The organism is Halodesulfovibrio marinisediminis DSM 17456 (assembly GCF_900129975.1).
In the GTDB taxonomy this organism is placed as follows: Bacteria; Desulfobacterota; Desulfovibrionia; order Desulfovibrionales; family Desulfovibrionaceae; genus Halodesulfovibrio; species Halodesulfovibrio marinisediminis.
This window is the reverse complement of the sequence record NZ_FSRG01000004.1, coordinates 680007-693736: the sequence shown is the minus strand read 5'-3', so window position 1 is coordinate 693736 and position 13730 is coordinate 680007. Positions and strand designations below refer to the sequence as shown.

The 13730-nt window shown below is 43.1% G+C and carries 13 protein-coding genes; 3 read left to right on the top strand and 10 right to left on the bottom strand.

Annotation, left to right across the window (positions count from 1 at the left end; translation table 11 throughout):
• The first annotated feature begins 254 nt into the window (after positions 1-254).
• Both BUR09_RS07570 and BUR09_RS07565 read left to right on the top strand, forming a co-directional pair.
• A complete protein-coding gene (locus tag BUR09_RS07570; RefSeq protein WP_074216323.1) occupies positions 255-2024 on the top strand; it encodes a SulP family inorganic anion transporter in 1770 nt (589 codons plus the stop codon).
• Between the two features lie 326 nt (positions 2025-2350).
• A complete protein-coding gene (locus BUR09_RS07565) occupies positions 2351-2782 on the top strand; it encodes an HMA2 domain-containing protein (protein ID WP_074216322.1) in 432 nt (143 codons plus the stop codon).
• 100 nt (positions 2783-2882) lie between these two features.
• On the opposite strand, the gene BUR09_RS07560 is transcribed toward BUR09_RS07565, so the two are convergent.
• The 6 genes from BUR09_RS07560 to BUR09_RS16695 all read right to left on the bottom strand — a co-directional run bounded on the left by BUR09_RS07560 (position 2883) and on the right by BUR09_RS16695 (position 7134).
• Positions 2883-5015, bottom strand: a complete 2133-nt coding sequence (locus BUR09_RS07560; protein WP_074216321.1) for a heavy metal translocating P-type ATPase — start codon at positions 5013-5015, stop codon at positions 2883-2885.
• A 65-nt stretch (positions 5016-5080) separates the two neighbouring features.
• Positions 5081-5404: a DUF6110 family protein gene (locus BUR09_RS07555; RefSeq protein ID WP_074216320.1), complete on the bottom strand. Its 324-nt coding sequence runs from the start codon at positions 5402-5404 to the stop codon at positions 5081-5083.
• Positions 5404-5610, bottom strand: coding sequence for a hypothetical protein (locus tag BUR09_RS07550; protein WP_074216319.1), 207 nt, complete (start codon positions 5608-5610; stop codon positions 5404-5406). Before BUR09_RS07550 ends, BUR09_RS07555 begins: the two co-directional genes overlap by 1 nt.
• Before the next feature lie 132 nt (positions 5611-5742).
• Entirely contained in the window at positions 5743-5997 is a 255-nt protein-coding gene (locus tag BUR09_RS07545) for a hypothetical protein (RefSeq protein WP_074216318.1), read from the bottom strand.
• A 123-nt stretch (positions 5998-6120) separates the two neighbouring features.
• Positions 6121-6432: an HMA2 domain-containing protein gene (locus tag BUR09_RS07540; RefSeq protein ID WP_074216317.1), complete on the bottom strand. Its 312-nt coding sequence runs from the start codon at positions 6430-6432 to the stop codon at positions 6121-6123.
• Positions 6433-6531: 99 nt separating this feature from the next.
• On the bottom strand, positions 6532-7134 hold the full coding sequence (locus BUR09_RS16695; RefSeq protein ID WP_074216316.1) for a hypothetical protein: 603 nt from the start codon (positions 7132-7134) through the stop codon (positions 6532-6534).
• Positions 7135-7405: 271 nt separating this feature from the next.
• Between BUR09_RS16695 and BUR09_RS07530 the strand changes: the two genes are divergently transcribed.
• Complete coding sequence (locus tag BUR09_RS07530; RefSeq protein WP_175566003.1) at positions 7406-7789, top strand: DUF4345 domain-containing protein; 384 nt, start codon at positions 7406-7408, stop codon at positions 7787-7789.
• A 234-nt stretch (positions 7790-8023) separates the two neighbouring features.
• Here BUR09_RS07530 and BUR09_RS07525 read toward each other — a convergent pair whose 3' ends face one another.
• The 4 genes from BUR09_RS07525 to BUR09_RS07510 all read right to left on the bottom strand — a co-directional run bounded on the left by BUR09_RS07525 (position 8024) and on the right by BUR09_RS07510 (position 13705).
• Positions 8024-9658 (bottom strand): L-serine ammonia-lyase, iron-sulfur-dependent, subunit alpha, encoded by a 1635-nt coding sequence (locus BUR09_RS07525; RefSeq protein WP_074216315.1) that lies wholly within the window; start codon positions 9656-9658, stop codon positions 8024-8026.
• Positions 9659-10245: 587 nt separating this feature from the next.
• Positions 10246-12168 carry a hypothetical protein gene (locus BUR09_RS07520; protein ID WP_074216314.1) on the bottom strand — a complete coding sequence of 641 codons (1923 nt, stop codon included), beginning with the start codon at positions 12166-12168 and terminating at the stop codon, positions 10246-10248.
• Positions 12169-12233: 65 nt separating this feature from the next.
• Positions 12234-12923 carry a hypothetical protein gene (locus BUR09_RS07515; protein ID WP_074216313.1) on the bottom strand — a complete coding sequence of 230 codons (690 nt, stop codon included), beginning with the start codon at positions 12921-12923 and terminating at the stop codon, positions 12234-12236.
• Between the two features lie 41 nt (positions 12924-12964).
• Positions 12965-13705 carry an alpha/beta fold hydrolase gene (locus tag BUR09_RS07510; RefSeq protein ID WP_084539384.1) on the bottom strand — a complete coding sequence of 247 codons (741 nt, stop codon included), beginning with the start codon at positions 13703-13705 and terminating at the stop codon, positions 12965-12967.
• Between the last annotated feature and the right edge of the window lie 25 nt (positions 13706-13730).

Below are 13730 nucleotides of genomic sequence, written 5' to 3'. Positions count from 1 at the left end.
TTTGAACTACTGATTACGTATATATAACTACAGTAACTGGATGATGCTTACATTTGAGACTGTAGAACGCGAATTTCATTATTACCGCAACTGCAGAACGAAAACGTTACTATATTTTTCATCCACAAAACTCTCTGTCACCCGCTTTACTCAAACAATTTTTTTCACCATATGCAACATGTAACATTCTAATTTCATTTACCTAATATAGCAAAAAACCTTACAATAAAAAATGTTTTTAAAAGGATTAATCGGTGTCAACAGCTTCTGCTTATCTAAAACTCTTTCCTTTCCTCAGCTGGTTACAAACATACTCTATCAAGACCTTAAAGCTTGATATAAACGCAGGGTTAAGTGGAGCAATTATTGTACTTCCGCAAGGTGTTGCCTTCGCCGCAATCGCAGGTCTCCCACCAGAATACGGATTGTATTCTGCAATTGTACCTACCATTGTTGCAGCGCTTTTCGGGTCTTCAAGACACCTTATATCCGGTCCGACCACTGCGGTTTCACTTGTTATTTATGGAAACCTCAGTCAGCTATACACACCGCTATCTAGCGAATATATTACCGCAGTCTTTTCCCTGACACTCCTTACCGGTATCATCCAACTGCTATTCGGCCTGATGAAACTCGGAACGCTAATCAATTTTGTTTCTCACTCTGTTGTTGTCGGCTTTACATCAGGGACTGCAATACTTATCGGTTTCAGCCAGCTTGGTAACTTCACCGGCATAGCGTTCCCATCAGGATCTGCTTTTTATGAAAAATTACCTCATCTTATCAATCACATAAACCAAATAAGTACACCTGCCCTGACTATCGGGTTTGTCGCGATGCTTATTTCGGTTTTCATTCAAAAGTACGTCCCGAAACTCCCTCACATGCTCTCCGCACTTATTTGCGGTGGTATTGTTGCATACATTCTTGGTGGTGCAGATGCCGGAATAAAACTCTTGGGAGCTCTGCCTTCACACCTTCCACAATTTGTCATTCCAAACCTGTCCATGACAACTGTTGAGCAACTCGGCACTAGTGCTCTCGCCATAGCTATTCTAGGTCTCACAGAAGCACTCTCCATTGCACGCTCTATTGCAATGCAGTCAAAACAGCATATTAATACAAATCAAGAATTTACAGGACAGGGGCTATGCAACATTGCTGGCAGCTTCTTCTCCTGCTATGCAGCATCCGGCTCTTTCACACGTACCGGAGTAAACTACACAGCTGGTGCACGTACTCCAGCTGCAGCAGTCTTTGCAGCATGTTTTCTCGCTGGAATCCTGCTACTTATTGCACCTGTAACAGCCTACCTGCCAATCCCTGCCATGGCAGGAGTTCTCATGGTTGTTGCATTCAGGCTGATTGATTTTCACCACATCAAAGGCATCATGAAAACAAGCCGTCAGGAATTCGGAGTAATGCTCGTAACGTTGCTTTCCACTCTTTTCCTGCACCTTGAATTTGCAATTTATGTCGGTGTGATTCTTTCCCTCCTCCTGTATATCAACAAAACATCACATCCAGAACTTGCTTCCATCACCTTGCAACGGGACGAGGCAGGCATCTCTTCTTTTGTTGAAGTAACAAGCGAAAAAGTTCTTGAATGTCCACAAATCAAGATCGTCCGCTTACGCGGTGAAATCTTCTTTGGAGCCACTAACAACATTATTGAAAGCCTGCATAAAGAAATTGATGAATGTCCTACACAAACAAAACTTCTTGTGATACTTAAGGCTGTAACATTTATTGATATTGCAGGATGTGAAATGTTCTCTTCAGAACGAGAGGCATTCCGTGAAAAAGGCTGTGAAATGTATCTGAGTTCCCTGAACCCTGAAGTAAGGGGAATGCTGAACAGGGCTGGCGTTCTGCAACAATTTGGAAATGACCATATTTTCGCAAACAAACGAGTTGCGATTAAAAAACTTGCTGCTTCCGTCAATACTGAAAAATGCACTACTTGTAAGGCTCGCATTTTTGACGAATGCGCTGGCAACACCCTCGCATTAAACTTACAGTAACGTACCAGCTCTCGCCCAGCAGTTACAGCACTGTCGAGCAGTTATAACGTATCAGCAAGCAATTAAAGAGGCAGGTCTATTGTACCTGCCTCTTTACTATTTTTACCGCCCCCGTCTTACCTCTGCCATACTCATCGACACAACCCCCACTCAACACAACAGCAAAACACACTAAGATCTTGTATATATTCAACATTAACGACACCGCCTCACACATTCTCTTGCCTACAAATCCCCCTAAAAACTCCACCACAGTGCATCAGTAAATATACTTTAAGGCACAAAAATTCCGCGTAGTCTAAAAATTAGCAGAAGGAGGCACACCTATGAGTACAACAACATACCACTCACGTTTTCGCTTTAGATGCGAGTCACTTAAATTTGATGAGAAAGCAAAAGCTGTTAAAGAAGCGCTGACAAAAACAAAGGGAGTAGTTGAAGTTGCCGTCAACAAACGAGTAGGAAGCTTACTTGTGATCTTTGACCATGCAAAAATCCGTGCTGAACAACTTTTTTCAACAATCGCATCATCGCTGGGAATGGATCCAGAACAGGTAAAGGACAAGCTGCGTAGTGTTAGCCAAGCGATTAACAGCAAAAGAGGAAGACGTTATGTAAAACGAGGATTGCTTGGAGCAGGAGTTATCACACTCAGCCTGCTGACCATATCTGAAGATGCACACGCTTTCTCTGGCGTAATCTGGCTATCGTTGATGGCGACACACATCTATCAAAACAGACGAACATTATTTTCATAAAAAAAAGCCATGCGACAATGACCGCATGGCTTTTTTAACGACATGATACCAACATATTTTCTGACAGCAAGCGTAACTCGCTAACTAAAAATCATCTCAACTAGGCGATGGTACGTGCCGGTAACATAGGACGCATAGAATGTACGCATGTCACCACCGTTCCAATATTGTGCAACAACGCCATCAACGCAGGGGTAATCACCCCCACAATGCCCAGCCCTATAAGCAGCGTATTACTTGCGACAATGAACATAAAATTGCATCTTATACGCCGCATGGTACGTTTTGCTATCTCCATAGCATCTGTAAAGCTATCCAGCCGCTCACCTGTAAGTAGAATATCACACGCCTCGCGGGCTATGTCCGCACCATGTTTCATGGATACACCGACGTCAGCTGCGGTCAATGCTGCCGAATCATTAATACCGTCGCCTACCATGGCCACAGTGTACCCTTGAGATCGAAGGGTATTAAGCAGCGCAGTCTTCTCATCAGGCAGTGCCTGAGCATAATACTCTTTGAGCTGAAGATCCGCCGCAACGGATGCCGCTGTATCCTCGCCATCGCCTGTAAGCATAATAATGCGCTCCACATCCATTTGCTCCAAGTTACGAATAAACCGTCCGGCATCCCCCCTAAGAGGGTCTTTAATCGCTATTACACCGGCCAGCTTGTCCCCGCACGCAAAATACAGCAACGAAATCCCGGCACCGGAGCACTCTGCGATTGCATCCTCAGCCACATCAAACGAAATTCCTTCATCCTCGTGCACAAAATGCCTGCTGCCCAAAACAGTACGTTGCCCATCCAACGTTGTTACAATGCCATGCGCGAGTATATATTCAACTTCGGCATGATCTTCAGAATGTACCAACCCAGCCTCATCGGCCTTGCGAACAATAGCGTCAGCAACAGGATGCGGGAAATGCTCCTCCATACATGCAGCCTGCTGTAATACAAATTGGTCAGTATATCCGTTAAATGAGCAAATCTCTACAACCTCTGGACGTGCCTCTGTCAAAGTTCCGGTCTTATCAAGAACAACAGCATCCAATTTAGATAAAGACTCCAGATACTTTCCGCCTTTAATTACTGCACCGTTATGTGCAGCTTCCAGCATTGCAGAACGAACTGCAAGCGGTGTCGCCAACTTGACTGCGCACGAGTAATCAGCAAGTAATACGGCTGCAGCCTGTCTAGCATTACGAGTTGCAACGTAAACTAATCCTGCAAGTACAAAAGAAAACGGTACAATCTTATCTGCCATTTTAACAGCCTGACAATGTATCTCTGCTTTACGCTCATCAGACTCTGTTAATATTTTAGCAATCTTAGAAAAACGTGTATCACTACCGACGGCATTGGCGTGTACAATAATACGCCCTTCTTCTACAACGGTTCCGGAATACACCTCACTCTCAACACCTTTTTCAACCGCAAATGGCTCCCCTGTCATTGAAGACTGGTTAACAAGAGCAAGCCCGTCTGCAACAACACCATCTACAGGGATACGTGCTCCGGAACGAACAACTACAAGATCACCTACTACAAGTTCTTCTGATGAAACGACCACAGGCTCATCATCACGCAGAACCCACACCGGCTTTTTTTCACCGTCAAACAATGCAGCAATATCACGTCGCGATTTTTCTTTGGTCCAGTCTTCCAATGTTGCACTGATGTCGAGCAGCAAATTAATAGTACCTGCCGTACGATAATCGCGCATCGCAAATGCTGCTCCTACAGCGGCAGCATCCAGCACATTCACATCCAGCTTACGTTGCCCCAAGGAGTTCAACCCTTTCCATATAAGTGGAGCCACATTAAATGCAGTCCAGTACGGAAGCAAAGTGGGAGGCATAAACATGCGCCCCATGTAGTGGTTCATAACCTTTTTTGAGATAATCCAAACAGAATGTTCGACGTCATCCTCGGGAGGGGTAACCTGTACATCAACAGCCACCTCATCAGCTGTTTTTTGAACATCTACAGATACCGTTGAGGACGCAAGCTGATGCGCCATCCCTTCAATCACATCTACGAGCAGGTTTGTCAGGTCGCTACTTTTTTCAAAAGTCAGCAACCCGCGTTTTGTGCGAGGATTATATTTCACCGCGACGTGTGTCTCAATCTGATCAAGCGCTGCTTCTGCCTCCTGCTGCAATAGCTGGACAGCTTCAGGCGTTTGAGCCGAAAACCGGATACGCCCCGGATGGCTTCGTATTACCGTCATGTATTCTCCGCCACTTACTATGTGTCCGCACCAAAACTCACACAATATTCCGTGCAAATGAAACTTTATTCACCCTTGCTCTCTGAGGAATCGACAGTGCTTTCCTCTTTTGCTTCAGGCGCAGGCTCTACTTCTGGCTCTACGGACGTATCCTCTGCTTCAGCGGCAGCCTCTTTAGCCTGTTCAGCCTTGTATTTCATTTCAGCCACGTAATCTTCAATATCTTCCTTGACGGTTTCCACACGGGCCAGCACACTCTCTGCAAGCCCGCAGCCACCATGAATCACTCCAGAAACAAGCTGTTTGCCTTTTCCGCTTTTCACCATTGCCAGTCCCGCAGCTCCAAGCACTGCCCCTGCCAAAAAGTACGCTAACCTATTTACAGCCATCACTTAACTCCTTCTTCTGGAGGCGTTGAAACAGTTGGCACACCTCCCAAATCCTCCACCTGCTGCTCAACAAGTTCTTTTCCCTTATCAAGAACAAGATCGAGCAAATCATGAAGCTCATCCCTGTTTTTCCATGCCAGATAGCCTATTGCTCCAACAGCGGCACCGGCTGCCACTAACAATAATTTTTCAGAGAATTCCTTCAAAGCGAGTTCCTCCTACTTGGATAAAAAAAAGTCTTTGCGATAGATTGTATCGCAAAGACTTCATTACAAAAAGCTCTCTAGCAAAAGAATATAGATTCATATAATCGAAACAACTGAATCTATTCGAATGACCTAGTTTTGATATACCTGCTGTGAAACATTATTCATTAAAACCTTCATCAATCCCTGACAAACAGCCTGCCCGACACCTAGGTTCAATTGATTACATACCATCACCCCACACAGTGACATCAGCAACCCGTAATCTCTTTTCCGTGAACGCTTTCTGAGCTCTTCAACAGAATGAGCACAACATGTTTCTACTTGTGGTAATTCATCGCACTGCGCAGCAAAACGCTTTGCCTTTTCCCGAATATTTTGATCCATCGGGGTCCCCCTCCATGCAATTTATATCATCCTATTTAGTGAAAACGATTATCATCGTCAACATATTTTTTTGCATAAAAAAATCCCTATCCTGATATCAAGATAGGGATAAGAAAACATTCTCTATACACCATACAAAAGACTATACAGCTTTTCTACAATGACGCTAGCAGCCTCATCCGAAGGTGCGTTGATCAAGTCCTCTAATAACTGAGGCGGAATACGGTCTGCGTCATACTCAATGACAAGAGACTTAGAAAAAATATTTACACTTGTCTTCTTCACTGCATCCGGCATTTTTGGTGCTGTCTTAACAAGCTTAAGCGCCTCTGGATCCGTAATGATTGCTCTATCAAAAGTAATACGAATTCTACCGGGAATGTGATGCTTTACCGTTAAATATTTCCGCAACTTAGCAACTGTAGTAAAATCCATAAAAACTCCATTCATCCTGACTGAAGCCGCTAGTGTTTACAGCTTACTTAACTCTATTCCTATCTCAGAGATACCATTATAACAGACTATTCCTGCCGATCAAAAATACTTATATTCAATTTCAGCAGCGCCTTCAGGTTCGGTTACATTTTCCATTTCAGAAGTAGAATGTGTAGCAGCTTCAAGCTGGACTTCAGAGTCAACTGATCCAGACACAGGCTGAACTTCAGCTAATTTCAAATTCTTTAGCTCAGGCATAATCATATCTGTGACGGAGTACGAAAATGTATCCAGCATTGATCCAGAAGTCTGCATTCCCTCTTTAAATGAGACAGCTCCCTGACCACCTTGACCGCCACCAGATTTGCCCATGCCACCACGCATGCCGCCCATACCACCGCCACGGCCACCAGTCGCTCCCATTAGCAAAGAAGGTAGACCGCCACTGGCTCCGCTAAGCCCCATGACAGCCATAGTTGCAAGACCAGCTCCGCCGCCTTTACTTGCCGAGGTAAGTGAGGATACCGCCGCAACACCGCCAAACAAGACACCTTGTTTAATTGCACCAGCAACGGCATCCCTCTGCGTCATCTCACCGCGCCTGACTCCTAGCCAGCCTCTGATACCACCAATCCCTGCTCCTAAAAGAATACCCACTCCAGCTGCTACAACCGGAGACTTAGGGAGAATATTTTTAATCATACAAAGTACCTTGCTATGCAGTAAATGTAATCAAAACCATGAGGCAAATCGAAACATCTACATTACACTATTTTCTGCTAACAACATACTAAATCAAAGATATTCATCCGCCTGCTACCAAAGACAGTTATTAGATTACTTAATAAATGCGGAAGACGCCGTAGCCTGACAAAATAGAAAAATTACACATAGCTATTCTATTTGGCTTGGCTTTTCATCAAGACAGCAGATGAATCACAATACCATCAACTCCATTTATCAGGAGGGAAAAATGCCCGAAATGACTCCTGCTGAAATGCTGTTGCTCATAAGTTCAATCAGCGTGCTTCCCATCGCTCTTGCGTACGGGATTTGTCCTAAATTTACAGTAAAAAAGCTCTACCGTATTGAGATCCGGACAATAAACCATGCCAATATCTTCCGCTCAATTATGGGACTCTATCTGGGATTTATTGTTTACTGGATGCTCGCATTCTGGGGATTCATAGATATAAAGGCAGCTCTTGGTTCACTGACAGTGTTTATGTTTGGCTTAGCATTCGGGCGCACTATCAATTGGTGTGTTGAGGGCAAAGCAAACATGGTCCTAGTCTCCTATCTCGTACTTGAAATATTCTTTGGCTGCGCAGGACTCTTTCTTGCTCTTACCGCATGACAAAGTAGTAACTCGTGGCAGGCACTGCCCGTATGACCAGCCTGTTAAGACTGTCTAGCAATGAACATTAATCCTTAAAAACAAAATACTAAAACCATACGGCTCTCACACTACTGTATGAAAGCCGTATTATTTCAAACCTTACATATGACTAGATTCTAACTATTACATAAAGCAAAAGAAGAAGGAACGTCTTTCCCCTAAATGGCTTCCAGCGCAGCAACACTTTTCCTATTACGAGGCAAAACGGATTCTATCGACTTCTTCTTTTATCTTAACTCCGGAAGGAGTTGTGCACAGCCCACCTTTTCCAGTACATCTCAAGGTATCTGACATAGAATTTCCCACTTCCCACATGGCGCAAATTACGTCATCAAACGGCAAGTTTCCCTTAAATCCATGCATTGCCAGATTTGCCGAAGTTACGGCATTACTAACTGCACTAACATTGCGGCCTATACAAGGCACTTCAACCTGTTCCGCAACTGGATCACACGTAAGCCCAAGAGAATTCTGCATTGCAACCGCTGCCGCATCGCATGCAGCCTGCGCAGACCCACCAGCCATATTGACCAAGGCTCCTGCCGCCATGCTCGCAGCTGAACCACATTCTGCCTGACAGCCACATACTTCAGTAGCGAATGTAGATTGTTCGCTAATAAAAACTCCGATAAGCCCTGCGGACAACAAAGCCTTTGCAGCAACTTCCATCCGACAATCATCCGGCACACCAAGAGCATCAAGAGCACTAAAGACTGCCGCAGGCAATACCCCGCAGGAGCCTGCTGTAGGAGCTGCCACAACACACCCCATTGAAGAATTCAATTCCATCACAGCTACAGCCATAACCGTTGCTGCATCTAACATTCCTGTCGGTATAAAACTTCTTTCCTTCACAGCGTGTTGTAATCCACTGGCGGTAGGCATCAAAAAGCCCCTCATAGAAAAATCACCTGTCAGTCCCGTCGTAATGGCTTCTTCCATTTTTCCGGCAAGATACTCCATCATAGTAACGACTTCAGACTCATCAACATTACCGCGGGCTGCTTCATAAGTAACGGCTGCTTTCCACAACGGAGCATTATCATGTTCAACGCACCATGAGAGCATTTCCTCTGCACGAGTAAAAGGAACTTCACAGCGAGCAGACGCAAGCACAGGCATAACTGGGGCGACTTGGCGAAGTTCTGCACTTCCACAAAGTTGCTTAACATCTTCAAGGCACTCGGGTGACAAACGCTGACGAGAATGAATGACTATGACACCACGCCACTTTTCCCCCTTTTGACTGTTATCACTGACGGAACTTCCATGAACTTGAACCTTACCTTTCGCCAACTTCGATTCAACCTTACTGCAAAGCTGTTCCATTGAAAACGCTGGATGCTCGGAAAGCATTATCACTAGCTCATGATAATCCCCAGCCATATAGACAGGGCACCCGTTAATTTCATTCAATTCAATACGACCGCCACCAGTCGACAAGGCCTTAACAAAGACCCGACCGCCTTTTTCATCCTGAATATCCAGCAAAACAACATTCGGATGTTCTGCCTCAAAATCCTTAACAAGAAATTTCAAATCAATGCCTTCATCCCGCACAAGTGACAACGCGTCAGACAGCCGAGAATCTTGCGGAAGCATCCCCAACAATCCGGCGGCCAATCCCTGATCCGATTTCTGTCCTCTGTACGTCGTCGCAAAAGACCCATTGGTTTCAAAAGTTATTTCAACACGGGAAAGCGTTCCACCGGCCAATTGTCCTGAGAGATTTCCGATACGGGTTGGAGCAGCTGTATGAGAACTTGATGGACCAGTCATTACTGGCCCTATGACTTCATTAAAGATACTAGATGGGAGTTTAGTCATGCTGGTTCCTTATGTTGCATTGTCATACCGATATTCAATTCCAAGAAACAGTTTGGGTAGATACAGTGCAATATATGGAAAGCATGTTGTTCAAAACAAACAAAAAACAGAAAAAGGCAATAACACAAGAGACTATTAACAAAATATTTTTTACCTGTAACATCTAGTGCAGATAACAAAACACATCAGAAGCAGCATCAACGAAAAAGTATTGCCTATATGATTATTCACAGCGAAATTTACATCCAATTGCACTATAGAAACATCAAGCTCCAAAATATTTGACTAAAGCAAAAGACCTGCAGCAGGAGTCTTGATACGTCTCCCCTTAACACAGCATTAACCAATATGAATACCTGAATAATTATAAGAGCATTAATTCTTTTTATAACACGACTGACACTCCCTAAAACAAGCTTATTCTATGAAAAACAAAAAAAGCATAAATTCCCTAACGTCACCCCTTAAGATGGCACAAATCAAAAATAAAGTTTTCTGGCATAATGACGTAAAGCCAATAAAAAAAGCACCTGATCAGGTGCTTTTTTTATTGGGCATGGCGCAAAAATTTGTGTCTAAAACAAGCCTTAAGCTGCTAGTTTCTTCATAGCTTGACACATAGATTGCACCGTTGTGTTGTTTGGGTATGCTCTTTCCAATAGCTCCATTTGCCCGGCAATAAAAGTAATAGCTTCATCGTTAGATGTACTTTTCAGCATCGGAACAAAAGAGATAGCAGATTTTGAGAGGAATTCAGCAGCAAGTTCATTTTGCGGTTGGGTATCGCATAGTTTGCTAAGTGTATTGTACGCGCGCTGGTACTCTATCAAACTGTCATTTTTAGCACTGGTAATGGCATAATTGTATGCAACTTTTGCATACTCTTCTCCAATTATCAAAGAGTCTGTAAAACATTCTGCAATACTTTGTGCCTTTTCAAAATGGACACTTGATGCTGTAAAATCTTCTTGTTCTGCACAGCGAATACTTTCTGCATTTTCTATAATAAGCTTTACTCGTGCTGCTTCTTCGTTGTTTTTTATAAGCTCACAAAGTAAGTTTATTTCATTTTTAATCTGTGAATAGGACAGCTCTTTGTTGTCTGGATTAAGGGCAAAAAACAGGAATGTGCTGTAACACTCTACATAGCGTGCAAGTAAAGCTTCATTTCCAACACAGTGAGCTTTAAGCCCATGCATATGTTTAAGCATAGTGCTTAATGGTACGACATGTTGTCCTGTTCGTTTTTTAAGAAGAATATTGCATGCCCATAAAGCTGGGTAAAGCAACTGTGGTGTTGGATATTTTAAGCAGTTTGTTATAATTTCTTTGTATAACTTAATAGAAATTATGTTATCTTGCGGAGATGTGGCTGCAATAATGTTTGCAATCATTGTCGCATACGGATCAGCAATTTCTTCTTCGTTAGGAAAAGCTTCAAAAACGTTCCGTACATTCGCAAGAATATCTATACATGCCTGGAGATTTTTTTGTTTAGCAAAATGCAGGAAGCCAGCAGAAGCAATTTCTGCATATACAATCCAATACTGTCCTGAAGCATTTGCCTTGCTCCCTTTAGTAAAGAGAGTCGGGATCAGTTCTGCAAACTTTTCACAATCTGGCTGTGTTTCAACAAGATTAAAAGCAATTGCATTAATCTGAAGAAGTAAAAGCTGTTGTATTGCATTACGTGTAGCTTCTTCGCTCTCCAATTTTAACTCTGTTTCTGTGACAAGCATCAGTAGTGAGTAAAGCGTCTTAGTTCTTGGGCCTTTTAATGACAGTTCTAACTGATACATTTGTAGCAACGCATCTGCGACGGCAGGAGCACATTCTTTATGGCGAACAAGCCCCTTTTCTGGATCAGTCAGAATAACATATGCTTGAGACGCATTTTCGTATTGATCTTGTTGCCGGCTGATAATGTATAAACTACGTGCAGCATCAGCAAGCAAGATGCGTACACTGGTGTGTCTATGCTTACGACAAAGATTGCAAATATCCTCGAATAAACCTGCTGCCCCCGCATGGTCTTCCATAGTAAGCGAAGTCGTCATGAGACTGATTGCAACACGAGCAAGTTCTTTAGCTGCTTCAACGCTTCCACTGTAAGACTCTATTATTTGTAAGTCTGTATACAGCTTGTTTGCAATGTCCATGTTGTTTGTACTCAACGCAGCAATCGCTGTCGTTGCTGCAATGGAGTACAGGGTTGTGTGTAGCATGCTATATTCGCATTCATCACATAATGATGTGAGTGAGTCGTATATTTGTAATGCACCCTGTAGCTCATTGCACATAAGAATAGTCGGTAAGGCAAGTCGTACAATCTTGCAGTAGTCGTTTATGCGAGCTTCTTTTTCGATGAAAAGCGATACGTTATCATCAAGTTTTGCTATAATGTTGAGTAGCTCAGAAGCTTTTTGTGTCTCCGACTCCAGGCTGTTGGCCTGCGCAACTTGTGCTTGTATATCTGTAAAGAAAATTTCAATTTTACTATTATCTTTCACAATATCTCACCTTCCGCTAGAGAGTGTTTTTCATCTCAAAGTGGTAATCAAATAAACTGATTAGTCTATTTAATTATACCAGCTTCTTTCATTGCTGTTCCCATTGTTCCCCAAGATTCAATCAACGCAGCTACAGCATAGGAAACCTGATGAGGGAAAACAGGAGCATTTGCGGTTACAGGAATGTCCCAAGACAAAACAACATTTCCTTCATCATCGGTGTACAAGCCTTGTGGTACTAAGTTTGTGTTATGCCATTCAGTAGAAAATTCTGTGAAACGTTTTTTAGCAGCTACAGATGTAATAGGTTTGATGTGTGGAGTTGCTCGAACACGGATAATATTTACTAATGCTGTATTGTTTTTTTTGTCGAAAGTACGAAGAAGTGTATCTACTACAACGGTACAATTGGGAATATCAATTTTACTGTAATCAATGTCGTACTTCATGATGTAGTAGTCTTCACTTTCTGTAGAGCGGAGCAAATCGAACTTGTATGGAGACTCGTTGTGTATAATTTCTGCAAGGCTTTTTGTAATATTGCCTGGAACCATACTTGGCTGTAGAAGAGTAATAGTTACATCCTGAGTGGTTTCAGCTGCAGTTTCTTGTTTGTTTTTGTTGCTCATAGTTGTTTCCTGTATAGTTGTTTGTTTGTTTTTCTTTACGCAGCCAAGGCAGCAGAGAGAAAGCAACGCAAGGCTAAGGACTACTGCCAAAAGTGTTGATAATTTTGAACGGGTTATTTGAGCCATAGAATGCTCCTGTTATGTTTAGGATTTTAAAATTAATGATCTTAGTCGATTGAAATCGTAGAAGCATATTGCTGCAATAACGTTGACCATGCTGTCTCCCACCCTTTTGTATGCGAACATTTTGGCACCGTAATAATTCTTAAAGAATCTGCCTTAGACCGATTGCCAAATGATCGTGCAATTGAGGACGGGATATTTTTATCTTCTGCCCCTACGTAGTGTACCTGTGGGATGTGGCTTATTTTATGTGCATAATTCTCGGGGCTAATAGAGTCATAAAGTGGTGTAATGTCGTGTAAATCAGTCCAAAGCTGTGTGTTGATATTTCCAGCAATAGTTCTGATAGATGCAATGTCATCTCTGCGAGCGGCTATAAGGATGGCAATACCACCTCCGCCTGAATAACCGACAAGATGAATGTTTTTAGCACCACTCTGTTGTTTTGCTGTAGAAATAGCTTCATCCATGCTGATAATAACTTCGTCACTCATGCGGGCGAACGTCCATACATTAGTGTCACAGTTTCTAGCGTCTATTCCGCCTGTAAATTGGCAAGGGCGAGCTAAGTAGACAACATTTTCAGCTGGGTCTTTTATGGCTAATGCAAGGGCAAGTGGCGGAACAGGGGTGGGGTCTGAAGAAGGGCGCGAACTGGTATACCAAGCTCTACCATCACCTTCGATGTAGATGACAATATCCTTACTCACTCCATATTTTGTGTAAGCAACAATATCATAACGCAGGGTACGGATAATTTTTTTGACAAACGGTGTCGTTTCCACCAGTTGCCTTGCTGAGTAAGAAGAT